The sequence below is a fragment of the Pseudomonas sp. NPDC089406 genome (genome assembly GCF_044900265.1).
GTDB lineage: Bacteria > Pseudomonadota > Gammaproteobacteria > Pseudomonadales > Pseudomonadaceae > Aquipseudomonas > Aquipseudomonas fakonensis.
On record NZ_JBJDNC010000036.1, the window covers coordinates 38,134 to 62,886 of the forward strand.

Here is a 24,753-nt window from a genome sequence, read left to right on the forward strand (position 1 = left end):
ATCTTGTACACGCTTGGCATGTTGTACAGGTATACCTTGAAGCCTATGTGTGAATCTGTACAAGTCAACGCGGTTGTACAGATTTATTTCGCAATAACGGTGTGCGGTTGTGGGCGGAACTGGCTTGGGCTGCCTGTTCTGGCCTCATCGCCCGCAAGCCGGCTCCTACAGCGGCCCCTAAGGTTTGTGGGACCGTGCACAATCGATGAATCTGTCAATCAAAGGCCATTGCCCGCGCACTCCCGGGCGCTGCGCAGTAAACTGCACGGCCCGTCGTGTTGTACGGGCCTTTCAACCGTGTAAATGCAGATTTATTCAATGCCGATTCAACCCAGGACCCGTTACCGCTACCTCACATGCGGTACCCGCGTTTCTTTTTATTTTGTTTGCCTTGCCACCAGCGCGCCGGCCTTCGCCGAGCAACAGACCTACACCCTTGACCCGGTGGCCGTCACCGGCACTTACGTGCCCACATCGACCTTCGACACCCCGGCCTCGCTGGATGTGGTGAGCCAGGAGCAGATCACTGACGGCCAGGCCGGGGTCAACCTGTCTGAAGCGCTGGCGCGGGTGCCTGGGGTGGTGGTGCAGAACCGCCAGAACTACGCCCAGGACCTGCAGGTATCCACCCGCGGCTACGGCGCCCGCTCGGCGTTCGGCATCCGTGGCATCAAGCTGCTCAGCGACGGCATCCCGGCCAGCACCCCGGACGGCCAGGGCCAGGCCGCGTCGCTGAACCTGGATGTGGCCGAGCGCATCGAAGTGCTGCGCGGCCCGGCCTCGGCCATTTACGGCAGCAATGCCGGCGGCGTGGTCCAGATGTTCACCAAGGACGGCAGCGGGCCCGCCACCCTTGGCGCCGGCACCTTGTTCGGCAGCGACGGCTTCGTCAAAAACCACCTGTACGGCCAGGGCGGCAACGACAAGGCCGGCTTTGTGCTGGACGCCTCGCGCATGGACACCGACGGCTACCGCGACCACAGCGCCGCGCGCCGCGACCAGACCTTCGCCAAGGTGCATGTGCGCCCCGACGACGACAGCCGGCTGGCGCTGACCTTCAGCACCCTGGAGCAGAACGGCACCCAGGACCCGCTGGGCCAGACCTGGGCCGCCTACAAGGCCGACCCGCGCTCGGTGAGCAGCCGCGCCGAGGAGTACAACACGCGCAAGAGCATCCACCACCAGCAGGTCGGCATGAACTACGAGCGCAACTTCGGCGAGGCCACGCTGCAGTTCAACCTGTATGCCGGGCAGCGCAGCGTTATCCAGTACCTGTCCATCCCCAAGGGCACGCCGCCCAACAACCGCGGTGGCGGCGTGGTCGACTTCGACCGCGAGTTCCACGGTGGCACTGTGCGCTGGGTGCAGCCCATCACCGCAGCGCCGGGCTTGCTGACACTGACTTACGGCGTCGACTACGACCAGAGCCGTGACGACCGCCGCGGTTACCAGAACTTCAGCGGCAATGTGCTGGGCGTAAAAGGCGAACTGCGCCGCGACGAAGTCGACACCGCCACCAGCCTGGACCCTTACGTGCAGGCCCATTGGGAGCTGGAACGCTGGACCTTCGAGGCCGGGCTACGCCACAGCAGTATGGAAATGGAAGTGGACGACCACTACCTGTCCAATGGCGATTCCAGCGGCTCGAAAACCTACCAGCGCACCACGCCGACGGCGTCGGTCATGTACGCCTTTACGCCGGACCTGAATGGCTACCTCAGCGTCGGCAAGGCCTTCGAAACCCCGACCCAGGCCGAAATGGCCTATGCCCCGGGGGCGAGCGAAGCCTTCAACTTCGGTCTCAAGCCGGCTACCAGCACGCAGTACGAAGTCGGTTTGAAAATGCGCCTGGCCGAGCAGGCCCGCTTGAACGTGGCGCTATTCGAGATCCACACCGAGGATGAGATTGTGGTGGCTGGGTCCAACGCGGGCCGCACCAGCTACGACAACGGCGGCAAGACGCTGCGCCGTGGCCTGGAGGTTGGTTTGCAGGCGCCGCTTGCCGAGCAGTGGCAACTGAACCTGGCCTACACCCACCTGGATGCGACCTACCAGGATGACGTGAACGCCACGATCGAGAAGGGCAATCGCCTGCCAGGCGTGCCCCGCGACAGCCTGTTCGGCGAGCTGGTGTGGCGGCCGGTGGCCGGCCTCAGTACCGCGCTGGAAGGGCAGTACCGCAGCCAGGTGTATGTGGAGGACAGCAACGACCAGAAGGCTGCGCCGGCGTACACGGTGTTCAACTGGCGGGCGCGGGTGGAGCAGAAGCTTGAGCGCTTCACGCTTTATGAGATGGTGCGGGTGGATAACCTGCTGGACAAGCAGTACGTGGGGTCGGTGATTGTAGGGGATAGCAATGGCCGGTATTACGAGGCCGCGCCTGGGCGGTCGTGGTATGCCGGGGCGGGCGTTGAGTACCGGTTTTAACTAACCGATCAGCCCGCTCCCACACCCAAGGCCGCCAGGCAAACGGTAACCCTGTAGGAGCGGGCTTGCCCGCGATCACCGGCACAGCCGGTGCCATCCACAAAGACTCCTTGCCTTGGATCAAGCCCTACGGTCTGCCACAATCCGCACTTCCCACCTTGGAGATATGTGATGGATCACGATACGCAGGAAGAGATCACCAGGATGATCGACGTTGTTCAGGGGATGGCTGCCAAGTATTTTGCCAACGATAGCGCCCATAGCGCCTTCGGTATCCTCGTCGCTTGCGAGGAAGACTATGGTGACGATTCGCCTGTCATCGGAGAGGGCATATGGCGAGGGCTCCGCGAGCTGCTCAAACCTCAAAACGTGTACGTCCAGGCGGCCGAAGATGGCTATCTGATCACCATCGAACGCGGTTGAGCGGTTGAGCGCTACCTGGCGACCAAGCGGTTTCAAGCATGACGAAGGAACGGTACCTGAAAGCAGCAACTGCGCCGGTACAACACAGGGAATGTGGTAACCACCTTGAGTAAAAAACCAAAACGCAACCACCCCAAGCCGCAGCCTGCAAAACGCTCCGGCACCTGGGGCTTCACCTTGGTCGGCTGCCTGATGGCACTCTGTGCGCTGGCATCGACCTATAAATGGATCAACGACCTGGCCCGTGGCGTTCACCTTATCTACCTGCGGGGCGGCTCTTCTACGGTAGCCACCCTGGCCGATCAGCCGGGCCTGTACTGGATATCCATGGCCTGCTCGTTGCTGTTCGTGGGTTTTTTGCTGTTCATGTCCTGGTTATGCTTCTGGGCGGCCCGGGCGTTGCGTGGGTGAAATCTCAAATGACCAGACAGGGAAATCGGCATGCGTAAAACCGCCACTCAACCCTTCACTATTGTCGGCACCACGCTGATCGCCGTAGGCGCCGCGTTCGCCGCTGTCGGCGCGTCAGGCCAAGCGGCATTCGGGTACACCGCCGCTGGTCTGTTGCTGCCGGGCCTCGTGCTGCTGGTGCTCGGCGTGCGGGCAGGGCGGCGCTGAAAACCCCGCAGAACTTGCAGGCATATGCTGTACCTGTAGGAGCCGGCTTGCCGGCGATAGGGCCGGCACAGGCGAATGCTGGCACCGGCTGTGCCGGTGATCGCCGGCAAGCCGGCTCCTACAGGATCGCGCGAAGCCCGAACCAAGCGCCGCACCTGTGTGCGGCCGTGCCGGGCTCGGTCAGTTGTAAGCCTGCTCAACGATGGCTTGCGCGCGCCTCAGCACCTCGGCTGACTTGAGCTTGTCATCGCGAAACACTGCAACAATCTGTGCGTTCTGCAGCAGGTCGGCGTTGGCGTCTTTGCGCTGCGCAAGCTGGCTGACCACGATATAGGCCTCGACCTTGCCCACGGTTGGTAGCTCGAGTTGGTCGAGGGCGACATCGACTGCACGCTTCACCGTATCGTGCCGCTGCTGTGGCGCTATGCCGGCAAAGAGGGTCGGGTGCTCAAGCTGTACCGAGCCGGTGTAGATAGCCACCAGCAGATGCCGCTCTTCATCCTTGAGCTGCTGGCGGTTGGGAACCTGCGGATTCAGCGCCCCGTACAGCGCTTCGCCCTCGCTCAGTTGTTCGGCGCTGAGCTTTGCCTTGAGCGCAGGCAGCTCCGGGGCGCCGCCGCGTTCATCGAGAATCTTCAGCCACGCGTAACTGGCGCCGGGCTGGCCATGCTGCTGATAATTCTGAATCAGGGTCCTTTGCGCGTTGGCGTTACCGTGCAGCGCAGAGCGCTCCAGCCAGCGCTGGGCCAGCGCCGGGTCTGCAGGGGTGGCTTCGTCGCCACGGCGGTAAACGAAGTACAGCCCAAACTCGGCGCACGAGTCATTCTGGCTGGCGGCGTAGGCCTGGTAATGGAAGGCCTTGCGCTCCACCTCGGGGTCGTCGCCTTCTTCGAGCGAGACGTTGGTGGCCAGGAAGCACAGCGCACGCGGGTAGCTGGGTGCGGCCATGGCCAGGCACGCCTTGGCTTCGCTGTAGTTTTGCTCGCTCTGCAGCGCGACCCCGATGCCATGGAGCATTTCTGCGTCCATCGCACGCTTGCAGTGGGCATTTTCTTCAACCGCCGGCAACAGCGTCTGCAAGTCGAGCTTGGGCAGCGTGTCGTTGAGCGGGACGGGTTGCGGGGCTGTTGGTGAGCATGCTGCGAGCATGGTGCACAGTGCCAGCGGCAGTGCGGCGAAGGCTTTCAATGGAAGGATCCCTGGTTTGCGATGAAGTGGAGGTGCGCAGGGATCGGCAATCGAGCTTGGTAGTGTGACGAGGGGCCGCGATCCGTGCGGCTTGAGGCCCCGGCCGGGGTGAAGTGCCTGGCTCGGGGTCAAAAGTGCCACTATTTTAATGGCGGATCGGTGTGGCGCAACCCCGCGCCCATAATATGACGTCAAAAAACCTCGCGACCCACCGTCACGTGGGAGCGGGCTTGCCCCGCGATTGCGCCGGCAAGCCCGAGCTCGGCGGGGCAGGGGCCGAGGAGCGGATTGCCCCCCGGCCATTTCAACCAGGTTTGTAATACCATTGCCGGCTTTCAAGGGACTGAGGCATCAACATGCGCGGCATCACCGTACTACTGCTGTTATCGCTGCCCGTGGTCGCCTGGGGCGATTGCACGCAGCACCTGCAAAGCTGGGCGCAAACCCTGCACCCAACGCTGGCACTGGATCGTGAACATGCGGTGTGCAAGGCCAACCCGGCAGATACGAGCCAGGTGCTGGCGGCGTTACCTATAAAGGAAAGGGTCGATGAATACGGGCAAGGTGAATACGGGCTGGCTGTTGTGCTGGCCGATGCCGCCAGTGGCAAGATCCTTGCGCACAGCTACGAGCCTGCAGCAATCGTTTCCGACGCGATGGCCTTCGACGACCTGAAACTGGACACCGCGCCTTATCAGCTCGCGCCCGGGCGCAGGGCATTTGGTGTGCGCGTCCACCGCACGGTGATGTCACGGGCCAATCCGGGCGTTGACGAGACGCTGAGCCTGTACCTGCAAGACGGCGCGCAGTTGCGGCGGCTGGTGGGGCATCTGGTGGTCAGCGAAAGCTATGCCGAGTGGCAAGGTTATTGCGCCGGCAAGTACAGCGAGACACTACGGACAGTGGCTGTTGGCAAGCCTGGCAAGGAGGGGTTTGCCGACCTGCGGGTGACCGAGGTGTCGAGGGTAACGGTTAGCGTCGCCACGGGTGAGGAAACCTGTGACGACACCGAGAAGCGCCAAAGGAAAGTGTTCAACTTCGCGTATGGCGCAAACCAGTATCAGGTGCCGAAGAAACTGACCGATCAATAGCGCGACCGGCTCCTGCAGGAGCCGGCATTCCAGCGATCACCGGCGCAGCCGGTGCCAGCCCCCGCGCCGCCTGCTTCGCGGGCAAGCCCGCTCCCACAGGATCGTGTGAAGCCGGACGTGGCACTGCACTTGTGAGAGCAACTGTCTTGCTCAATTTCTAAAAGCGGGTGCGATCCCTGTGGGAAGCGGCCTTGTGTCGCGATGGGCTGCAAAGCAGCCCCCGACCAGCCTCTCAACCCCGCATCCCCAGCTCCGCATCATCCATTAACGCCTTGGCCAGCGCGCTCAGGTAATGCGAAGCCCAAATCAACTCTGGCTTTTCATCCATCAGCCCGCTGATGGTCATTTCCCGCACATAGCCCATCAACTCCGAAGCCTGCTCCCGCGCATGCCGGCAGGGTATGCCCGGCTCGATGCGAAACAGTGCAGCGGTATGGCCTTCACCCTGGAAGAACCGCGTCTTACCCACTGTGGTGTTTTCAGTCGTTTGCTCGTGACTCATGGTTCTACTCCCTGAACATCAAGGGCCCAGGCTGGCGCCGAGAAAGGACTGGCCTCACACAATCCCCTGTGCCGCTGCCAGCGCCCATGCAGGCACCGACTTGCCGGCAATGACGCCAGCCCAGGCAACACAAAAAACCTATGGGTTAATGCCGTGCACCCGGCTCAGCCGGCATCTGCACCTGGATCAAGGCTGACTCCAACAGCACGCGCAGTGATTCGAGCTCGTGGGTAGACGCCAGCATCAAGGTCGAGGCGGGCGATCTGGGCTGTAGCTGGATCGCCTGGTGCGAAACGGCCAAGGCGCAGCGCGCGTACTCGGAGGCCTGGATGAGAGTGTCTTCGAGGGTAGGGGGGTAGAGGTGGGGTGGGTCGGGGACGATCTTTAGCATAAAAAACTCCTGAGTTCTTATGAGGACCGTCACCCGTCTGCTGTCAAACAGGTGGGTGGCAGCTGTGCATGGGTTGACAGACCGGCGGAACTCAGGAAAACCGGCGCACGCAAGCGTGCCCCACGCACAGCCACCATAAAGGTGAAGCTGCGGTGAGAGTTCCTTACGGCCTGTCAAAGCCGCGTCGTTGGTTTGCAACGACTCGGCGAGACTAGAGCGGTGCCAGCGCGGCCGCAATGGAAAAATGGCTGGGGGAGTATGTTTGGGAAATGGACTACAAGGAAGGTGGTAAGTCTGATTTTTTGAATAGCTGAAATCTATGGATTAGGCGGGTCGCCAACCTGATGGCTGTTCCAATGGATGTCATCGTGCTGCCAGTGCGAGAGTCAAGCAAGCTCCCATAGCGTTTTCGGAGCAAACGCTGTTCCTCACGCGCGTGCTGAGCCGCAAGCGGATAATGCTCTCCCGCCAAACGTTCAACTTCAACCATCCACTCGAACCGGCAAATTTCATGGTGGTGTTTGCGGTGTATTCGCTGGTCGAACCAGTTGATGCGCATCAATCCGAATGCATAGGCATTCATGGCACAGGCGTAAAGCGCTTGGCCAGTGAATTCGCGGATACCCAATGAGTTGAGCAGATCAAGCGGCAGCGTTGACTGCGTGCTTGCCGCATACAGCAGTACAGGCAGCACCGCGGCACAGATTGCTCTGATCAGTAGTGATGGGTACGAAGTAAGAATGTTGGTGTCGATGGGATTGGTCAAACCGGAACTCCTAAAAAGCAGCCACACTGGGCCTGCCAGACGATCATAGGTTGTTCAAGGGGGGGCGCAATCCGAAATGAGGCTCCCAAGTTTACGTGGCACGGACTGGTTGAAAGCTGCCGTTTGCCCAGTTCGGTGAAGCTTCAGTTTCAATCGTAGGCCGAGAGCAATGGGTGAATCAGACGCTGGGGTTTGAGTTGCAATCTCTAGCTGCTGAATGAGGCCGGGTTGATTCGAGTGGCGTATGTCAATTCAGTTAGAGCCTGGTTCTCTGGGGGTGGTGACACGCGGGTTAACCATCGGCTACATAGCATTTAACATAATATACATTATGCGCAGATTCACATTGCGCCATGGCCCCGGTTCCCCTCAGAACCGAAGCCACGCTCCAGGCCTTTTTACCGCTCCAGCGCCTGGCTAACCGCATTCACAAACACCGCCTGTTCGTCATACAGCGAACTCGGCGTCTCTGCATGCTTTCACGTCGACCACTGCACCACGACCAAACCTTCGGCCTGGTTGATCGCGATCGTCTGCCCAAAGATCCCCAGCGCCCAGAACGTCTTGTCGCTGTTCGCCGTCTGCTTCGGTTCGCTGTCAGCATCCGGCGCCGGTGCGTTGTACCACCATTGGTAACCGTACTGCCCATTGGGCGCTGCTGCAGTAACCGAGCCCTTGGCTGTGGTCCAGTGCGTCGAGCGTGCAATCCAGTCATCCGGCAGCAGCTTTTCACCGCCAGGCAACTGACCGCCGCTCAGCACGAACTGGCCAAAGCGGCCCCAGTCACGCAGCGTGGCGTTGAAGCCGTGGCCACCCATGTCGACCTTGCCGGGCACCAGCGCATGCCATACGCCATCTTGCTGCATGGCGTAACGGCTCCAGATGCGGCTCTCCAGGTACTTGGCGAGGGTCATGCCGGTGGCGTTCTCGAGCACCCGGCCAACCAGCCAGGCGCCACCGGTGTTGTATGACCAGACTTCCCCGGGTTTGACGCCAGGCTTGCGCTTGACCGAGCGCACCAGCTGCAGCACGCAATCGTACGGGTTCGGCCTGGCTTCGCACTGGGTCATGTGCGAAAAGTCGGAGTCTTTCGAGGCGTAGTTCTCGTCCCACTGAACGCCAGATGTATGCTGCATCAGCTGCTGCAGCGTCACATCCTGCCATTCCGTGCCCTTGAGTTCCGGTACGTACGCGCTGATCTTGTCGTCCAGGGACTTGATCTTGCCTTCCTTCACGGCCACGCCCACCAGCACGCTGACCACTGACTTGGCCACCGATCGCGAAGTCCACAGAGTCTGCTGGGTGTTGCCCTGGCCGTAGTATTCGTAGGCAACCTTGCCATCTTTGAGTACCAACAGGCCGGTTACGCTCTGGTTTTTCAGGTAATCGGCCAGTTTGTACGATTTGCCGTCGAGTTTGTACGAGACATCGCTGAACTTCTGGCTGGATTCAGCCAATGGATACGGCTTCGCGCCTTCATTGGTGAATACGTCGCCGTGGTACATACGATACGTATTACGAAATCCAACTGCCCTCGTCGCCTGGTCCCAGGTGAGCATGTCCTTGGCCGCCGGCAGCACCTTGTCGAACGGCTGCGGGCAGCGCTCAAGCCCGGGCACGCCGCATGGGCCCTTGCGGTCGTCGGCCTGGGCGGCGCCGGCGAGTAATGCCAGAGCCAGCACGGACAGGCCGGTGAATGACTTATTTATTGTTGTAGGCCGCATCGAGGGCTCCTTGAAATGCGCGGTAGTACGCAGCTTCGAGTGTCGGGAGCTTGAGGTGCGCTGAAAAGCACAATAAATTTGGCTTCATTATTAGAAAAAGTAACAGCATTGCCTGCATCGAGGTGGATATGCCGCTGGAACGTCTTCCCCCGCTCAATGCCGTACGCGCCTTTGAAGCTGCGGCGCGGCTGGGTAGTTATGTGGCGGCCTCACAGGCGCTGCATGTGACTCAGCCGGCGATCGGGCGCCATGTGAAAAACCTCGAGGACTGGCTGGGCGTACGGTTGCTGGAACGCTCACCCCGGGGCGTCAGCCTGACCTTGCAGGGCGCCCACTATTACCAGGCTGCCGCCGAAGCACTGCAGATACTGGCCGATGCCGGCGCCCGCCTGGCCCGTCGCGATGACGAGCGCTGGTTGCGCATCTTGTGCGTACCGGCCTTTGCTTCGCGCTGGCTTACGCCGCGGATCGACGAGCTGCGCAGCCTGCGGCCAGACCTCAAGATTGCAATCGAACCGAACGCCAGCTTCACCGCCGTGGACGCCCGCCAGGCCGACCTGGCCATCGCCTACGGCTTGCCGGGCGAGCTCAGTGGCGTGCGTGAAGTGTTGATCCGCCCTGAAGTCTTTCCGGTATGTGCCCCGGCATTGCTGGCCCGCCTGCCTGCCAACTTCGGCGCTGCAGACTTGCCGGCCTGCAAGCTGATCCACGTCGACGACGGTACCTGGTGGAACAGCTGGTTCGCCGCCAGCGGCCTGCGCGTGCGGGTGCGTGCCGACACCTCGCACATCAGCAACGACGTGGTGTTGACCCTCGCCCAGCGCGGCCAGGGTATCGCCTTGGCCACCGAGGTGCTGGTGAGCCGTGAGCTGCAGGACGGCAGCCTGGTGCGCTGCGTGCCCGAGGCAGTGGCGCTGGAGAGCTACCAGGTGCTCACCCCGGCGCAGCCGCCGTCGGCGGATGCGCAATGGTTTATGGAGTGGCTGGCAAGCCAGCTGCGCAGCACCTACCCAGATGCCGCCGCAGACGTGCAAGCCGCGAAAAATTGCCTATCGTAAGTAGCTCCACCGGACGAAGAGCGCCTTGCCATGGATATCGATACGTTGTTCGCGCAATTGCACAGCCTTCCCAGCATCCCCCAGGTCGCCCTGGAGCTGGTGCAGCAGTTCGACAAGCCTGACGAAAGCCTCGAAAAAGTCGCCCGCAACATCGAGCGTGACCCGGTGATCGCCGCCAAGGTGCTGCGCCTGGCCAACTCGGCGCGCTTCAAGGGTGCGCGCGAGTCGGCCAGCATCGAGGACGCGGCCATGCGCCTGGGCATCAACGTGCTGCGCACCCTGGTGCTGGCCTCGGCGGTGACCGGTGCGTTCAAGTCGGCGCCGGGTTTCAACCTGAAGGTGTTCTGGGGCCGCAGCTTCCAGGTCGCCAGCATCAGCCGCCTGCTGGCCCGTCAGGCCGGGCTGGATGCTGAAGTGGCGTTCACTTGCGGGGTCATGCACGACATCGGCGAGCTACTGATTCAAACCGGCGCGCCGGAGTACGCCGCCCGCATCAAGGGCGCCAGCGGCACCACCAGCCGTGCGGCCAGCGAAACCCAGCAACTGGGCTTTGGCTACCCGGAGGTCGGTGCGGAGCTGGCCAAGCGCTGGAACCTGCCGAAGACCATTCTGTCGGCCATCCGCTACCAGGCCCAACCGCACCAGGCGCCGGGCGACCAGCCCTACGCTCGGGTTGTGGCGCAGGCCATGGAGGTGTTGGATGCGCTTGAGCAGCATGGCGGGCCGACGCTTGAAGCGCGTGACAGCCTGGGTGGCCCGTTGTTCGAGGGTATCGACCTGGTGGCGCTGTTCGACAAGCTGCCCCAGGTGCTGGAGCAGGACAAGTCGTTTGCTGATTTTTTGGCCTGACCCACACTGCCCTGTCAAGGCAGGTTTGCCGGCGATGAAGTTGGCTGAGGGCCCTATCGCCGGCAAGCCGGCTCCTACAGGGGCGCATCAAATATAACTCAACTAAATAATCATTTAGTTGAGTTATAAATTATATGAATAATTAGGCTCATAAAATCAGCACTGCAGCACCCTCCCCTCAGGCCTTGTTCCTGCGCCGGCGCACCCACAGCCAACCTATTGCAGCCACTACCAACGCAGCCCCCGGCAGCACCTGTGCCTTGTACGGTCGCAACGCGGTGCGCGCTGCATCCAGCGGCTCGGTCAGGTAACGCTTGTTGGCTTGGTCAAACGCAGGCTCCTCGCACTGGCGGCCAAAATCCTCAGCCCACTGCACAAACGGCCCCTGTTCCACATAGCGCCGGTACAGCGCCGACTCCTGGTCAGTCCCCGCTACCCAACCTGCCCCCTGGCACAGCACGGCGGCAAAGGCCTGGCTGCTGTGGGGCAACTGGTCGGCGGCCTGGTTGGCCAAGTCGGCGGCCACGTAACGATAGTGGTAACGCTCATTGGGCACCGCTTCGCTGCCCTGCTGACGCTGCAGCTCGCCGGCCTCCAGGAACGGCTTGGCCTGCACGGCCTCATTGCCGAGGCTGAAGCCACCGCCCAGCCAGGCATAGTCCGGTGCCATCTCGTAGCCAAGAATTTCCATGCCCGAGTAGCGCGCCAACGTTGCCGCGCCATACAGCGCCTCGGCGCGGCCGGTGGCGGTCCAGCGCGAAGTGGCTTGCTTGCGTTGCTCACCGTAGGCCTGGGCGTCGGCCTTGAGCTGCGGCGTATCGAAGTACGCCGCGGCCTGTTCGTACCGCCCTTCACGCAGCAGGCGCCGGCCGAGCAGCTCGCGCAACTTGGTCGCCACCGGGCGCGGGGTGTAACCACCCTCCTCTTCCTTTACCGCTGCAGGCTGCGGCACGTTGGCGTCGACATAACCCTTGAGTTCGTCAAGGCTCAGCACCCGCTCGGCCACGGTTGCAGCGTCGGGCCAGTAGATGTCCTCGCTGCGGTACAACAGGTCGAGCGCCTGCACATAGTCGCCGCGGTCCAGTGCCAGGATGGCGCTCTCGCCGTTCACCCGGCAGCCGGGGCGTACGGTTTCGTAAGCCCAGTCCGGGGTTTCCCGCGAGCCCCATTGCTCATCCTTGGGGAACCCCTTGGCTGCCTTGGCATAGGCCTCGGCAGCCAGGGCCTTGTCGCCGTCGCGCACCGCCAGCTTGGCCCGCAGCCACCAGGCAAGGCCGGTGTCGCCGGCTTGTTGCAGGTAGCCCTTGGCGCTGTCGTAGTCGCCTTGCTGGTACGCCAGGGCGGCCAGGCGGTCGGCGTTTTCCAGGTGCTGGCCGGCACTGGCCTGCAGCAGGCGGTTCAGTTGCTTGCTGCCAAAGCCTTCGATGCCGCTGAGCAGGTAGGCAATCAGCAGCTTCTGGGTCAAGGGTTGGCGCAGTTGCGCCTGCAACTGCTCGTTCGACATCGCCGTCAGTTCACCGGCCAGTTGGCGCAGCGAGCTGTAGCCACTGCCCGAACCCAGGCGGCTTTGGTTGGCGTACAGCTGCACCGCTGCATCCCAATCGCCAGCCAGCTTGGCCAGGCGCGCCTGCTCGCCCAGGCTGGCGACGCCCAGCTCCAGCGGGTCGCTGAAGCCTTCGGCACTCAGTTGCTGGGCCTGTTCGAACGCTTGGCGTGCCTGGGTTTGCAAGGTTTCGGGGGACTGTTGCGGGTCTTCGCTGGCCTCGCTGCTTTGCGCCGTCAGCGCGCGGCCCAGCGAATACGCAGCCCAAGTGCTGCGCAGCTTGCGTTGCTCGGCCGGCAAGGCCAGCACCTGGCGGAAGTAGCCAGCCGCCTGGGCGTTGTCGCCGGCATCAAAGGCCACGGCACCCGCCAGGTACAGGCGCAGCTCGGCCGGCAGTTCGGCGCCTTGCAGTTCAACCTGTTGCGGGTCGTGCAGCGCACGCAGCTCGGCGACTTTCCCGCGCAGGCCTTTCGGTAGCTCGCTGGCCTCGGCCTCGGCGCGTTGCCGGCGGTAAGGCCGGCCATTGTCGTCGCCGTCCCAGTACGGCGTCAGGGTGATCTCGGTGGTGGGCTTGAGGCCGGCGATCTGTTGGCCAAGGCGGTTCACCTCGAAGGCAAAGTTGCCCTCCGGTAGCTCGGCCAGGCTCTGCGCGCGGTTATCCAGCAGTTGCATCGGGAAGTCCGGGCCGCAGGCCAGCGCGGTGCCGAACGGCATGCCGAGGGACAGGCACAACAGCTGGCGGGGCCAGTTACGGGTAGACATTCCATGCTCCTTGAGTGATTTCCATACAGCGCGCCCAACCCAGGGCACGCTGGCCGCCAGCGGCAACACGCGCGCTGGCCTGGCGGTTGAAGACGAGTTGTTGCGGTGTTTGTTGCAGCCGGTAGCCGTTGAGGCCGTCGGCGGCCTCGCAGGTCGCGTTGTTCAGGGTTACTCGTGCCGGCAACGGCTGATCGAGGTTACCGACGTTGACCAGGCTGATGTCGTACAGGCTGCCCTGTTGCGTGTAGTGCACCTGCCATTGCCCGGCGAGCGCATCGCCCCGCGCCACTGCGCTCAGGGTGGTCAGGCTCCAGGCACGGCGATCATCCGGCAACGGCAGGCGAAACCAGATAAGCCCGGCCAGGTGCGCCGGCGGCTCATCGCGCAGTTGCCGGCCCAGCTCGGCCAGTTGCTGCGGGTCGGCCAGCAGTTCGCGTCGCTCGCCGGCCAGGTTCAGCGGGGCTTCGCTCTCCACGACCGGTGCGCCGCCGGTATCCGGCAACAGCGCAACGCCATAGGCCGGCAGGGCGAGGTAGAAGGGTTTTGCACTGATGCGGCCCCAGCGTTCGGCCCACTGCCTGGCCTTGGCCGGGTCGAACAAGCCTTGGCGCGGGTCGCTCACCGCGTGCACCTGCAACACGCTGCTGTCCACCGCCTGCAACAGCGCCGGCAGTTGCGGGCTGTCGAGCCAGGCGGGCAAGGCCGTGATGCTGAGCTTCAGCCCGGGCGGCAACTGCTTGCGCAATTGCACAAGGAAGTCGGTATAGCCCGGCAGGCGGGCAGTGGCGCTGTCATGGTCGATTTCAAGCCCGGCCGGGTTCACCCCGGCTGCCTGCCAGTGCGCCAGCATTGCGCCGATCTGTTGCTGCGCCAGCTGCAAGTCCAGCGCGGGTAACTGGCCATCCAGGCGCACCACCGCGATCACCGGGCGGCCATCGGCCTTGAGCTGGGCAAGGTCGACCAGCGCCCTGCTCCACCCGGCCTTGGGCTGGGCTTGCAGCGCCAGCACGCGCAGGGTCGAGAAGCTCGCCTGGCTGTCCGCCAGGGCCTGCTCGTGAGCCGGGCGCCACTGCCGCTGCCACACGTAAAGCTGCTGGTCGAGGGGCGTCGCAGGCGGCGGTTGGCAGCCGGCAAGCAACACCAGCGCAGTGGCGCAAGCAAGGCGGCGAAGTATCGATGAGGCGGGCATACAGTCCTTTGTCTGGCGCCCCCTGGCGCCGTGGCGAGGCGCGATGTTACCTGAGCGCAGGCCGCGCGAATACTGGCTTGCAGTAAAGGCAATAGGCCATCTAGCACACCTGCCCTACTCCCCTCGCCCACCCCCGGGGCTATAGTCGGCCTGCCCCCTTCTCAGCCGGCGGCGTTTCCTGGTCAGGGTTCGTCGCACGGCTTCGGCGGCGCACCCAGAACAACGCCAAGGAAGCTCTGCGATGAAACCCTTCACCCCCCTGTTCAAGCCAATGGCCGTGCTGGCCATGCTTGCCGCCATGGCCGGCTGCCAAACCGTCAACCCGTCCGTCGACACCCTCAAGCAACGCTCCGAAATCGCCCTGGGCGTACCGGTGACCAGTGTCTCCAACGTGCGTAACGACAGCACCCTCACCTACTTCACCGCCACCACCGCCAAGGGCGAGTACAACTGCCAGATGCCCAGCGGCGGCATCGTCGCGGTAGCCGGCATGGGCCTGTACGACCCGACCCCGTCGTGCCTGAAAGAAGGCCAGGCGTTGATTTTGCAGTGAAGTAACCCGCCCCCTGTAGGAGCCGGCTTGCCGGCGATGAGGCCGGGCCTGTAAGCCAGGTTCCGGCTTTTACATAAAGGCTGCTGGCCCTATCGCCGGCAAGCCGGCTCCTACAAAGGCCCAGGCAAGACCACCTACAACGCCACCTGCTCACGCAACTCGCGCAGCGCCGCACGCAATTCGGCCGGGCGCACCGGCTTGGCCAGCACGGCAATGCCCCGCTCCTGCAACGCCGCCTGCAAGCGGTCGATATCATGGCCGGTCATGATCAGCGCCGGCACCGCCTGCCCGCGCCGGGCGCGCAGCTGGTCGATGCAGTCGATGCCGGTGGCCTGCGGCCCCAGGTCGTAGTCGGCGACAATCACCTCGCAGTCACTGGCCAGCCCCTGGGGCGAGCTCTCGGCCTGCACCTCGCAGCCCCAGCGGCGCAGCAGCGCGCTGGTGGCCTGCAGCACGTTCTGGTCATCCTCCACCAGGCACACCCGCAAGCCGCTGAGCAGGCCGACCTGCTGTGCCGGTTCCTGCCTTTGCCGCGCAACCTGGGCCGCCACCCTGGGCAAACCCTCGATGCTGACGCTGGTGCCATGGCCGGGCCGTGAGCGCAGCCCCACCTCCAAACCCATCAAGCCACCCAGGCGCTTGACGATGGCCAGCCCCAGGCCCACCCCCTCCACATCCTTGTCGCGCATCTGGCGCACCCGGTAAAACTCTTCGAACACCTTGTCCTGGTGCTCCGTGGCAATGCCGCGGCCCTGGTCGCTGACCACGATGGCCAGCCCCTCGCCACGCCGGCGCACGCCAACCAGCAGCGGCCTGCCGGCTGCGTACTTGAAGCTGTTGGACAGCACGTTCTGCACCATGGTCGTCAGCATGCCGGGGTCGGCGCGGGTCCAGTGGCGGCTGGGCGCCAGGCGCATCTCCACCCCGGCCCAGCGCGCCGCCTCGCTGTTCTGGCGCAGCAACTCACGCAAAAAGCCATCCACGGCAAAGGTTTCGAACGCTGGCTGCACCCGGCCGTTGTCCAGGGTGTACAGGTCGAGGATCGAGCGAAACAGCTGCGACACGTTCAGCAGCGAACGGTCGATGCTGTCCACTAGGCGCCGCTCCTCATCCCCCAGCCGCGCCTCGCGCAGGCAGGCGGTGAACAGGCCGATGGAGTGGATGGGTTGGCGCAGGTCATGGCTGGCCTGGGCCAGAAAGCGTGATTTTTCGCGGGTGGCCGCCTCGGCCTGTTCGGTGGCCTTGCGTGTGCGCCGCAGCAGCAGGTGGGCGTAGAAAGGGATCAGCGTACTGGTGGTCAGCAGCATCAACAGCAAAAACGGCTGCTCCTGCCAATAAGGCGTCAACCGCCACACCACCAGCAGCGCCACCAGTGCCAGGGCCGTTGCCACCGCCAGGTAGCGCGAGCCAAAGCGCATGCCGTTGCCCAGGTTGATCCACACCATCACCGCATACAGCGGCAACGCTGCCTCGCCGCCCACCACCAGGCCGAAACTGGTGCCGGTATAGTCGTGGAGCATACCCAGCACCCGGCGCCACGGGTAATGCCCCGGCCAGCGCGAAATAGCCTGGCGCATGCCGATGGCTATCACCACAAAAGCCGCGTAATAGAGCAGCACCGGCAGGTAAGTCATGGGCGAACGCCCCGGCAGGAAGCCCAGCACTGCCACGTACAGGATGGCGCACGAGGCGACGATGATGCGCAGGTTGGCCTGGTCCAGCTCGTTGTTCTTCTCGAACTTCATGTGCCACATTCCTTGTGCGTCAGTCGGCATCTTCGGCAATTGGCCGAAGAAAAGTCGAATGTTGACTGCTAAGTTAGCATGGCCCGCAGGACAAGGAGGTCACACCGTGACGTGCCGCATCATCGTGGCGGACGATCATCCGCTGTTTCGCGAAGCCATGGTCAGCACCGTGCGCAGGCTGTTGCCGGGCGCCGAACTGCTGCAGGCCGGCGACCTGGCCCAGGTGCTGCGCCTGGCCGTCGAGGGCGCCACGCCTGACACGCTGATCCTCGACCTGCGCTTCCCCGGCCTCACCAGTATCGAACGCCTGGCCGAGCTGCGCCGCCAGTTGCGCCGCACCACGCTGATCGTGGTGTCGATGGTCGACGACCCGGCCGTGATCGACGCGGTCATGGCGGCCGGCGCCGATGGCTTTATCGGCAAGAGCGTCTGCCCCGAAGAGCTGGGCGCGGCCATTCTGGCCATTCGCGAAGGTGAAGTGGTGGTCAGGTATGCGCCGTCCGGCTTGCTGCCCCAGGCTGACGAGGGCAACGAGGTGGGCCAGCTCACCCTGCGCCAGCAGGACGTACTGCGCCTCATCGCCCAGGGCAAGACCAACAAGGAGATCGCCCGGGCGCTGGATATTTCGCCGTTCACCGTGCGTATTCATGTGTCGTCGCTGCTCAAGACCCTCAACGTCCACACCCGCACAGCGGCGGCGGTGAAGTATTCGGGGCATTGAGCCGTGCATAGCTTCTTCAAGCCTGAGCTGTACCTGTAGGAGCCGGCTTGCCGGCGATGGGGCCCGAGCAGGCCAGATGAGATTTCAGGCCAGGCCTCATCGCTGGCAAGCCAGCTCCTACAGGGGGGCTTTGTTCAGCCTGCCGCCCTGGCCCCCGACTCGCGCCAGCGCACCTCGGTAATGCCATAGCGCTCGGCCATCGGCCGGCTGACCTTGCGGATCTTCTCGCGCCCGAACTTAGGGATGATACCAATCCCCGCATCGCAACTGGCCCAATGCCAGGCCTCGGCGCTGTCCAGCTGTTCCAGGCGAATGATGAAGCTGCGCGGCTGGCCGTGCAGCTGGTAGTCGATGATGTACAACTGTGGGCTTGGCATCCGTTCTCCCTGGGTTTTCGCGACAATTCAGCGCATTGGCCTACAACGTGAAAGAAACCCCTGATGGCCAGGGGCCTCAGTATTGGGCAGCGGCGCCCGGCACCAGGATCACCTTGCGGCAGCGCTCCTGCATTTCATCGAACATTTCATAACCCCGCACCGCATCGTCCAAGGCCATGCGGTGGGTAACGATAGCCTCCGGGTTCAGCCGCCCGGCCTCGATATGTTCCAGCAGCTCCGGCAGGTAACGGTGCACGTGGGTCTGCCCCATGCGGAAGGTCAGCCCCTTGTCGAAGGCATCACCAAACAAGAAGCCGTGGATAAACCCGGCATACACCCCCGGCACGCTGACCACCCCGCCTCGGCGCACGGCCGCCAGGCACTGGCGCAGCGCCTTGCCGCTGCTGCCTTCGAGCTTGAGCGCGGTCAGCACCATCTCGGTGGCGCTGCCCTTGGCCTCGAAACCCACCGCATCGATGGCGGCATCCACCCCGCGCATGCCGGCGGTCTGGCGGATGATGCTGTCGGCCGGGTCATCGTCGTGGCTGAAATCGATCGGAATCACGCCATAGGCGCCATGGGCGTAGTCCAGCCGGTAGCCGCACTCATCGACCATGAAGATCTGCTCGGCGCCGAGCATCCGCGCGCACGCCGCGCTCAACAGCCCCACCGGGCCGGCGCCGAAAATCGCCAGCGACGAGCCCGGGCCGATTTCGGCATTGCGCACTGCCTGCCAGGCCGTGGGTAAAATGTCAGACAAAAACAGCAGCTTGTCGTCGGGCAACTGCCCCGGCACCTTGAACGGCCCGGTATTGCCCTTGGGCACCCGCACGTAATCGGCCTGCCCGCCCGGCACGCCGCCATACAGGTGGCTGTAGCCGAACAGCGCCGCCCCCGGCGGGATGCTCTTCTTGTTCAGCAAGGCGCCGCGCCCGGTGTTAGTGGTCTCGCAGGCGGCAAACAGCTCGTGCTGGCAGAAGAAGCAGTTACCGCAGGCAATCACGAACGGGATCACCACCCGGTCACCCGGGCGCACCGCCGTGACCTCGGGCCCGACTTCTTCAACGATACCCATGAATTCATGGCCGAGAATGTCGCCGGCTTCAACCATGGGGATTTTGCCGCGATACAGGTGCAGGTCCGAGCCGCAAATGGCGGTGGCGGTCACCCGCAGCAGAATGTCGTCGCGCTCCTGCAGTTGCGGTTCGGGCACATTGTCGACCCGAACGTCACCAGAGCCGTGATAGGTCAGTGCGCGCATGACTAGCGCCTCCTTGGCCGGGGGGTTGGACGAACCGGGGCACGCCGGCCCCGATCCCATGCCGGGCGCTCAAGCGTTGCGGCCACCGCCGTGGCTGTTCTGGCCGCCCTTGCGCCCGGCCTCCGAGGCCCGTGCGCGGTCATTGGCAAAGTTGCCCCCGGAGTTCTGCCCACCCTTGTGGCCGGCGCGCGAGGCCTTTTCGCGGTCGTTGGCGAAGTTGCCCGGGTTGGTTTCCTTGGTGCCACCGCGGCGGCTGGGCTGTTCCTGGTCACGTGCCATGTTGGTTCTCCTTTACGCATTGGTTTGGCGTCACGGAAAAACACCGTGCAGTAGTTCCGAGCCGCAAGGTTCCCGGTCTATTCAATCGGCATCGTCAGCATCGGACCGGCGGCGCCAAATATTGGGGCGCCAGCTTTCACAAGCCCCGCCGGCTTTCATGGAACAAAATCGGAACCTTTGATTTATAAGGTTCCCGTGGGAGCGGGCTTGCCCCGCGATAGCGATGGTGAGGCTGACACCGCTATCGCGGGGCAAGCCCGCTCCCACGCCGTATTCCCAATGCGACAGCGCAGCCCGCAGGGCTGGGTAGTCTCTTACAGGGTGTTGGCCAGTCAGGCATGCACGCTCCACTGGCACGCATCCACTTCGATCGGCAGCTCGTCGATGGCATGGATCATCCCGCACGCCAGCGCCTCCTGCGGCCCGAGAATACGCGGGTAGGCCATCAGGTAGCGCGGCACGTCCAGCGCCTCGCTCGCCCCTTGGGTGCGCTCGGCGACGATCTGCGCATACAGGCGCAGGTCGTAGTCCAGGCTCATGGCGTACTCGGCCATGCGCGCATGGTCCACCGAGCCGTGCAAGGTCCAATGGAACGGGTGGAACAAGAACTTGCTCAAGGCACAGGCGGTGCGGTGGCTGCCGGCCAGGAACAGGATGTTGCCCATCGACTCCACGGTGCCCAGGTTGTGGGTGTGCACCGGCACCGGCAACGCGCGCAGGAAGTTATACAAGGTAAACCCGTAGCTGCATTCGCCGCCCATGGTGGCGATGTTCAGTTGCAGCACCTCGGCACCCTGTTGCAGGGCTTTGGAGCAGGTGTTGATGAGGTTGCCGCAGGTGGCCGAGTTGATCGGCCCGGTGTAGTGGATGATGTGTCTGGCCATGGGGTCCTCCCGGTCAGTCTTTGCCTTCGTGCCGCCCATCGCGCTCGCCCATCTGCTGGTACTGCTTGCGCAGCGCATGCAAGGCGGCCGGGTCCAGGTCCTCCAGGTCCAGCAACGCCTTGTGCGCGCGCTTGGTGGTGCGCAGCAGCTCGTCGATCTTGATGTGCAGCTCGTCGTTGTCGCGGTTCTGAGTGTTCTGGATGAGGAACACCATGAGGAAGGTGATGATGGTGGTCGAGGTGTTGATCACCAGTTGCCAGGTATCGTCGAAGTGGAACAGCGGCCCGCTGATGCCCCAGATCAGGATCAACAGCAACGCCAGGCCGAAGGTCAGGGGCCGGCCGGTGATGTTGGCCAGCCATTGGGCGAAACGGTCGAACTTCATGGCGCGGCTCCTGTGCGATGGCCTGCTTGCGGTGGAGGCGCTGTTTGCCGGCAAAGTTCCGCTGAGTGGCGCATCCCCCTGTAGGAGCCGGCTTGCCGGCGATCACCGGCACAGCCGGTGCCATGCAGCGCCTTTACCGGCCTCACCGCAGGCAAGCGACGCCCTCCGCCGATCAATCACCTTGAACCCTCACCGCCGCTCCCCTGTCGCTTGAGAATGAACAACACCCTGCCAACCCCACGCTGCATCATCGACAAGGTCACCGCCGTGCACCGGCTGACCGTGCTCACCCTCAACGTGCACAAGGGCTTCACCCTGTTCAACCGCCGCTTCATCCTGCCCGAGCTGCGCGAAGCGGTGCGCGCCACCGGCGCCGACCTGGTGTTCCTGCAGGAGGTACACGGCAGCCACCAGCAGCACGCCCGGCGCCACCCCGGCTGGCCCGAGGCGCCGCAGTACGAATTTCTTGCCGACAGCATGTGGCCGCAGTTCGCCTATGGCCGCAATGCCGTGTACCCGCACGGCGACCACGGCAACGCATTGCTGTCCAAATTCCCCATCGCCGCCTACGACAACCGCGATGTGTCGATCCATGGCAACGAACAACGCGGCCTGCTGCACTGCCGCCTGGAAGTGCCCGGCCACGCGCAGGTGCATGCGGTGTGCGTGCACCTGGGCCTGCGCGAGGCCCACCGGCAACGCCAGGTGCGCCTGCTGCTGGAGCTGCTCGACAGCCTGCCGCCGGATGCCCCGGTGATCGTCGCCGGCGACTTCAACGACTGGCGCCTGAAGGCCGATGCCGTGCTCGGTGAGCACCTGGTGGAGGCGTTCGGCAGCCCGGCTCGCAGCTTCCCGGCGCGCCTGCCACTGCTGCGCCTGGACCGCATCTACCTGCGCAACGCCCAGGCCAGCAGCGCCAAGGTGTTGTCCAGTTACCCCTGGTCGCACTTGTCCGACCATGTCCCCCTGGTGGCGGAGGTGTCCCTGTGAAACCCGACTGGCAAGGCGGCAACCAGGTGCAGTTGCTGATCAACGGCGAGCAGTACTACCGGCGGGTGTTCGAGGCCATGGCCCAGGCCCGCGAAGAGATCCTGCTGGAAACCTTCATCATCTACGACGACAAGGTCGGTGAACGCCTGCGCCAGGTGCTGGTGGACGCCGCCCGGCGTGGCGTGCGGGTGGATGTGGCGGTGGACGGTTACGGCAGTGCCGCACTGCCGCAGGCTTACGTTGCCTCGCTTACCGAGGCCGGCGTGGGTTTTCATGCCTTCGACCCGCAACCCCTGGTGGCCGGCATGCGCACCAACCTGTTCCGTCGCCTGCACCGCAAGGTCGTGGTGATCGATGCAGAATGTGCATTCATCGGCGGTATCAACTACAGCGCCGACCACCTGGGCGACTTCGGCCCCCAGGCCAAGCAGGACTATGCCGTCGAGGTGCGCGGGCCGGTGGTGGCCCAGGTGCACGCCGCAAGCCGGCGCTTGATGGCGCAGGTGCTGGACGGCCCCAGCCAGGTACAGGCGCCCGACACCCAGTTCGGCAGTGCCGAAGCCGCGCTGGTGGAGCGCGACAACCGCCGGCACCGCACCGACATCGAAGTGCAGTACCTGCAAGCGTTCCGCCAGGCGCGCCAGCGCATCATGGTGGCCAATGCCTACTTCTTCCCCGGCTACCGGCTGCTGCGCGAGTTGCGCAATGCCGCCCGGCGCGGCGTGCAGGTGACGTTGATTCTGCAGGGCCAGCCCGACATGCGCTGGGTCCGCGCGCTGTCGCGGCTGCTCTACAACTACCTGCTACGCGACCAGGTGCGCATTTACGAATACTGCCAGCGCCCGCTGCACGGCAAGGTGGCGCTGGTGGACGACAGCTGGTCGACGGTGGGCTCGAGCAACCTCGACCCGCTGAGCCTGTCGTTCAACCTGGAGGCCAACCTGCTGATCCGCGACCGGGCGTTCAACCAGCTGCTGCACGAGCACTTGAGCGAACTGGCCGCCCAACACTGCAAGGCCGTCACCCTGGAGCGGATGATTCGTGGTTACTGGTGGCGTGCGCCGCTGATCTTCCTGGGTTTCCACATCACCCGGTACTTTCCGCGCATCGCCGGCTGGTTCCCGGCCCACCGCCAGCGCCTGACCTCAGTGCAACCGCAAGTCCCAGCCCAGGCCGACTGCCACGGGGGTAACAGCTGATGGCCAAGCCACGCTGGCAAACCTGGGGCAAGCGCCTGCTGACGCTGCTGTTCATCGTGCTGGTGCCGGCGCTGTTGTTCATGCTGGCGCGCAACCTGGACTGGAACGAAGTGCGCCAGTCGCTGCTGGCCTACAAGCCATCCACGCTGGTGATCGGCCTGCTGCTGGCCCTGGCCAGCTACCTGGTGTTCGCCAGCTACGACCTGCTGGCCCGGGCCTACACCGGCCACCACCTGCCGGCGCGCCAGGTGCTGCCGGTGGCGTTCGTCTGCTACGCCTTCAACCTCAACTTCACCACCTGGGTAGGCGGTGTGGCCCTGCGCTACCGACTGTACAGCCGCCTGGGGCTGGACACCGCCACCATCACCCGCATTCTCACCCTGGGCCTGTTGACCAACTGGATGGGCTACCTGTTGCTGGCCGGCAGCGTGTTCGCCCTGGGCTACGTCAAGTTGCCCGACAGCTGGAGCCTGGGCGCCAGCGGGTTGCGCCTGGTCGGCGTGTTGATGGTATTGGTGGCCTTGGCCTACCTGCTGGCCTGCGGCTTTGCCAAAAAGCGTACCTGGCAGCTACGCGGCCATGAACTCACCCTGCCCTCGCTGCGCCTGGCGCTGTGCCAGGTGGCGTTGGGCGCCAGCAACTGGGCGCTGATGGCCGCATTGATCCACTGGTTGCTGCCGGGCGATCTGGCCTACCCGCAAACCCTCGGCGTGCTGCTGATCAGTTGCGTGGCCGGCGTGGTGGCACACATCCCTGCCGGGCTTGGCGTGCTGGAAACGGTATTCCTCGCCCTGCTGCACGGCCAGCTTGGCCAGGGCAGCCTGGTGGCGGCACTGTTGGGCTACCGCACGCTGTATTACCTGATCCCGCTGGTACTGGCGGTGATCACCTACCTGGTGCTGGAGCAACGCGCCCGGCACCTGCGCAAACCGCAAAAGCAAGAAGGTTGACCATGCCCCGTGGCGACAAAGGCAAATACACCGACAAGCAAAAGTGCAGAGTGGCTGGCACCGGCTGCGCCGGTGTTCGCGGCTGAAGCCGCTCCCACAGGGATCACACCACCATCAGGCTTGTGCATTACCTGTAGGAGCCGGCTTGCCGGCGATGAGGCCGTCCCTGCCAGCAAATGACAGGTACAGCGTCAAAATCAGGCGCCATACAGTCCTGTGGGAGCGGGTTTACCCGCGAAGCAGGCGACGCAGTAGTTGGCACCGGCTGTGCCGGTGATCGCGGGCAAGCCCGCTCCTACAGATCAGGGCTTGTGCCCATCCTCATCAACCACCTGATCGGTCCACGGCTCGCCGTCCAGCGGCGCCGAACGGGCCAGCTCCGCCTCGTCCAGGCCAATACCGCCGCCGATCTCGTCGGCATCCACATGGCGCAGGCTTTTGTCCGCCGGGCCCCCACCTTCGCCCGGCTCGTCCGGGTCGCGGGCGCCGGTTTCGTCGAACAGGGTGTCGGGGCTCAGGTCATCCAGGGTGACGTTGTCCTCGTGCAGGCTGTCGCTCAAGGCTTCGCCACCGGTCATGCCGCTTTCGGCCACGCGCCGGGCGGGGTACTCCTCGGCCACTTCGCGGGCCGGGCGCTCGTCACCGATTCGGCCCTGGCGCTCGTCGCGGCGTTCGCTGAAATCCAGCTCGTGCACGCTGCCCATGCGGTCCTCGGTGTCATCGATCTCGGTCGGGGTTCCTGGTTCGTCTGGCTGCGCCATGGCGGTTCTCCATCAAGGGGGATCATGCGGTTGACTGCCCGCGCAGGGCAATGATTCAGAGTTTTTCGCCGCCCAGCTTTCGCCCAGCTTTATTGAACTCTGCCCGCCCCCGCTGCC

26 protein-coding genes are annotated in these 24,753 nt (G+C 64.1%); 12 read left to right on the plus strand and 14 right to left on the minus strand.

Annotated elements, in window-relative coordinates; genetic code table 11:
* Positions 1-318: 318 nt before the first annotated feature.
* The 4 genes from ACI2KK_RS22450 to ACI2KK_RS22465 all read left to right on the plus strand — a co-directional run bounded on the left by ACI2KK_RS22450 (position 319) and on the right by ACI2KK_RS22465 (position 3,468).
* Complete coding sequence (locus ACI2KK_RS22450; RefSeq protein ID WP_404670653.1) at positions 319-2,427, plus strand: TonB-dependent receptor family protein; 2,109 nt, start codon at positions 319-321, stop codon at positions 2,425-2,427.
* A gap of 171 nt (positions 2,428-2,598) precedes the next feature.
* Positions 2,599-2,850: a hypothetical protein gene (locus ACI2KK_RS22455; RefSeq protein ID WP_404670654.1), complete on the plus strand. Its 252-nt coding sequence runs from the start codon at positions 2,599-2,601 to the stop codon at positions 2,848-2,850.
* A gap of 105 nt (positions 2,851-2,955) precedes the next feature.
* Positions 2,956-3,261 (plus strand): hypothetical protein, encoded by a 306-nt coding sequence (locus ACI2KK_RS22460; RefSeq protein WP_404670655.1) that lies wholly within the window; start codon positions 2,956-2,958, stop codon positions 3,259-3,261.
* Between the two features lie 30 nt (positions 3,262-3,291).
* A complete protein-coding gene (locus ACI2KK_RS22465) occupies positions 3,292-3,468 on the plus strand; it encodes a hypothetical protein (protein ID WP_404670656.1) in 177 nt (58 codons plus the stop codon).
* Between the two features lie 180 nt (positions 3,469-3,648).
* On the opposite strand, the gene ACI2KK_RS22470 is transcribed toward ACI2KK_RS22465, so the two are convergent.
* Positions 3,649-4,656, minus strand: a complete 1,008-nt coding sequence (locus ACI2KK_RS22470) for a sel1 repeat family protein (RefSeq protein WP_404670657.1) — start codon at positions 4,654-4,656, stop codon at positions 3,649-3,651.
* A gap of 356 nt (positions 4,657-5,012) precedes the next feature.
* On the opposite strand from ACI2KK_RS22470, the gene ACI2KK_RS22475 reads away from it, so the two are divergent.
* Positions 5,013-5,747: a hypothetical protein gene (locus tag ACI2KK_RS22475; protein WP_404670658.1), complete on the plus strand. Its 735-nt coding sequence runs from the start codon at positions 5,013-5,015 to the stop codon at positions 5,745-5,747.
* Positions 5,748-5,979: 232 nt separating this feature from the next.
* On the opposite strand, the gene ACI2KK_RS22480 is transcribed toward ACI2KK_RS22475, so the two are convergent.
* From ACI2KK_RS22480 to ACI2KK_RS22495, 4 genes are all read right to left on the minus strand, one after another.
* A complete protein-coding gene (locus tag ACI2KK_RS22480; protein ID WP_217885103.1) occupies positions 5,980-6,249 on the minus strand; it encodes a DUF3077 domain-containing protein in 270 nt (89 codons plus the stop codon).
* Between the two features lie 145 nt (positions 6,250-6,394).
* Positions 6,395-6,640, minus strand: coding sequence for a hypothetical protein (locus tag ACI2KK_RS22485; RefSeq protein WP_404670659.1), 246 nt, complete (start codon positions 6,638-6,640; stop codon positions 6,395-6,397).
* A 274-nt stretch (positions 6,641-6,914) separates the two neighbouring features.
* Positions 6,915-7,406 (minus strand): hypothetical protein, encoded by a 492-nt coding sequence (locus ACI2KK_RS22490; RefSeq protein ID WP_404670660.1) that lies wholly within the window; start codon positions 7,404-7,406, stop codon positions 6,915-6,917.
* A gap of 479 nt (positions 7,407-7,885) precedes the next feature.
* Positions 7,886-9,130, minus strand: a complete 1,245-nt coding sequence (locus tag ACI2KK_RS22495) for a serine hydrolase domain-containing protein (protein ID WP_404670661.1) — start codon at positions 9,128-9,130, stop codon at positions 7,886-7,888.
* A 128-nt stretch (positions 9,131-9,258) separates the two neighbouring features.
* Here ACI2KK_RS22495 and ACI2KK_RS22500 point away from each other — a divergent pair, with 128 nt between their 5' ends.
* A complete protein-coding gene (locus ACI2KK_RS22500; protein WP_404670662.1) occupies positions 9,259-10,188 on the plus strand; it encodes a LysR substrate-binding domain-containing protein in 930 nt (309 codons plus the stop codon).
* 30 nt (positions 10,189-10,218) lie between these two features.
* Positions 10,219-11,037: an HDOD domain-containing protein gene (locus ACI2KK_RS22505; RefSeq protein WP_404670663.1), complete on the plus strand. Its 819-nt coding sequence runs from the start codon at positions 10,219-10,221 to the stop codon at positions 11,035-11,037.
* Positions 11,038-11,215: 178 nt separating this feature from the next.
* Here the strand turns inward: ACI2KK_RS22505 and ACI2KK_RS22510 are convergent, their stop codons facing one another.
* Positions 11,216-13,342, minus strand: a complete 2,127-nt coding sequence (locus ACI2KK_RS22510) for a hypothetical protein (protein WP_404670664.1) — start codon at positions 13,340-13,342, stop codon at positions 11,216-11,218.
* Positions 13,329-14,531: a DUF3142 domain-containing protein gene (locus ACI2KK_RS22515; protein WP_404670665.1), complete on the minus strand. Its 1,203-nt coding sequence runs from the start codon at positions 14,529-14,531 to the stop codon at positions 13,329-13,331. Before ACI2KK_RS22515 ends, ACI2KK_RS22510 begins: the two co-directional genes overlap by 14 nt.
* A 241-nt stretch (positions 14,532-14,772) precedes the next feature.
* Between ACI2KK_RS22515 and ACI2KK_RS22520 the strand changes: the two genes are divergently transcribed.
* Positions 14,773-15,084: a hypothetical protein gene (locus tag ACI2KK_RS22520; RefSeq protein WP_404670666.1), complete on the plus strand. Its 312-nt coding sequence runs from the start codon at positions 14,773-14,775 to the stop codon at positions 15,082-15,084.
* A 134-nt stretch (positions 15,085-15,218) separates the two neighbouring features.
* Here ACI2KK_RS22520 and ACI2KK_RS22525 read toward each other — a convergent pair whose 3' ends face one another.
* Positions 15,219-16,829: an ATP-binding protein gene (locus tag ACI2KK_RS22525; RefSeq protein ID WP_404670667.1), complete on the minus strand. Its 1,611-nt coding sequence runs from the start codon at positions 16,827-16,829 to the stop codon at positions 15,219-15,221.
* Positions 16,830-16,935: 106 nt separating this feature from the next.
* Here ACI2KK_RS22525 and ACI2KK_RS22530 point away from each other — a divergent pair, with 106 nt between their 5' ends.
* Positions 16,936-17,550, plus strand: a complete 615-nt coding sequence (locus ACI2KK_RS22530) for a LuxR C-terminal-related transcriptional regulator (protein WP_404670668.1) — start codon at positions 16,936-16,938, stop codon at positions 17,548-17,550.
* 134 nt (positions 17,551-17,684) lie between these two features.
* On the opposite strand, the gene ACI2KK_RS22535 is transcribed toward ACI2KK_RS22530, so the two are convergent.
* The 5 genes from ACI2KK_RS22535 to ACI2KK_RS22555 form a co-directional block, all read right to left on the minus strand.
* The gene (locus ACI2KK_RS22535; protein ID WP_404670669.1) at positions 17,685-17,927 is read right to left on the minus strand and encodes a DUF6555 family protein; all 243 of its coding nucleotides are present in this window, start codon (positions 17,925-17,927) and stop codon (positions 17,685-17,687) included.
* Between the two features lie 76 nt (positions 17,928-18,003).
* Positions 18,004-19,188 (minus strand): zinc-dependent alcohol dehydrogenase, encoded by a 1,185-nt coding sequence (locus tag ACI2KK_RS22540; RefSeq protein ID WP_404670670.1) that lies wholly within the window; start codon positions 19,186-19,188, stop codon positions 18,004-18,006.
* Between the two features lie 69 nt (positions 19,189-19,257).
* On the minus strand, positions 19,258-19,467 hold the full coding sequence (locus ACI2KK_RS22545) for a general stress protein (RefSeq protein ID WP_217838666.1): 210 nt from the start codon (positions 19,465-19,467) through the stop codon (positions 19,258-19,260).
* Between the two features lie 332 nt (positions 19,468-19,799).
* Positions 19,800-20,351 carry an ATP-dependent Clp protease proteolytic subunit gene (locus ACI2KK_RS22550; protein ID WP_404670671.1) on the minus strand — a complete coding sequence of 184 codons (552 nt, stop codon included), beginning with the start codon at positions 20,349-20,351 and terminating at the stop codon, positions 19,800-19,802.
* Between the two features lie 13 nt (positions 20,352-20,364).
* The gene (locus ACI2KK_RS22555; protein WP_404670672.1) at positions 20,365-20,736 is read right to left on the minus strand and encodes a low affinity iron permease family protein; all 372 of its coding nucleotides are present in this window, start codon (positions 20,734-20,736) and stop codon (positions 20,365-20,367) included.
* A gap of 216 nt (positions 20,737-20,952) precedes the next feature.
* Here ACI2KK_RS22555 and ACI2KK_RS22560 point away from each other — a divergent pair, with 216 nt between their 5' ends.
* From ACI2KK_RS22560 to ACI2KK_RS22570, 3 genes are read left to right on the plus strand one after another with little or no spacing between them, the layout of a single operon-like run.
* Entirely contained in the window at positions 20,953-21,726 is a 774-nt protein-coding gene (locus tag ACI2KK_RS22560; protein WP_404670673.1) for an endonuclease/exonuclease/phosphatase family protein, read from the plus strand.
* Positions 21,723-22,925, plus strand: coding sequence for a cardiolipin synthase ClsB (clsB, locus tag ACI2KK_RS22565; RefSeq protein ID WP_404670674.1), 1,203 nt, complete (start codon positions 21,723-21,725; stop codon positions 22,923-22,925). Before ACI2KK_RS22560 ends, clsB begins: the two co-directional genes overlap by 4 nt.
* Positions 22,925-23,875 (plus strand): lysylphosphatidylglycerol synthase domain-containing protein, encoded by a 951-nt coding sequence (locus ACI2KK_RS22570; protein WP_404670675.1) that lies wholly within the window; start codon positions 22,925-22,927, stop codon positions 23,873-23,875. Before clsB ends, ACI2KK_RS22570 begins: the two co-directional genes overlap by 1 nt.
* Positions 23,876-24,177: 302 nt before the next feature.
* Here the strand turns inward: ACI2KK_RS22570 and ACI2KK_RS22575 are convergent, their stop codons facing one another.
* On the minus strand, positions 24,178-24,636 hold the full coding sequence (locus ACI2KK_RS22575; RefSeq protein ID WP_404670676.1) for a phosphotransferase system, HPr-related protein: 459 nt from the start codon (positions 24,634-24,636) through the stop codon (positions 24,178-24,180).
* Positions 24,637-24,753: the final 117 nt, after the last annotated feature.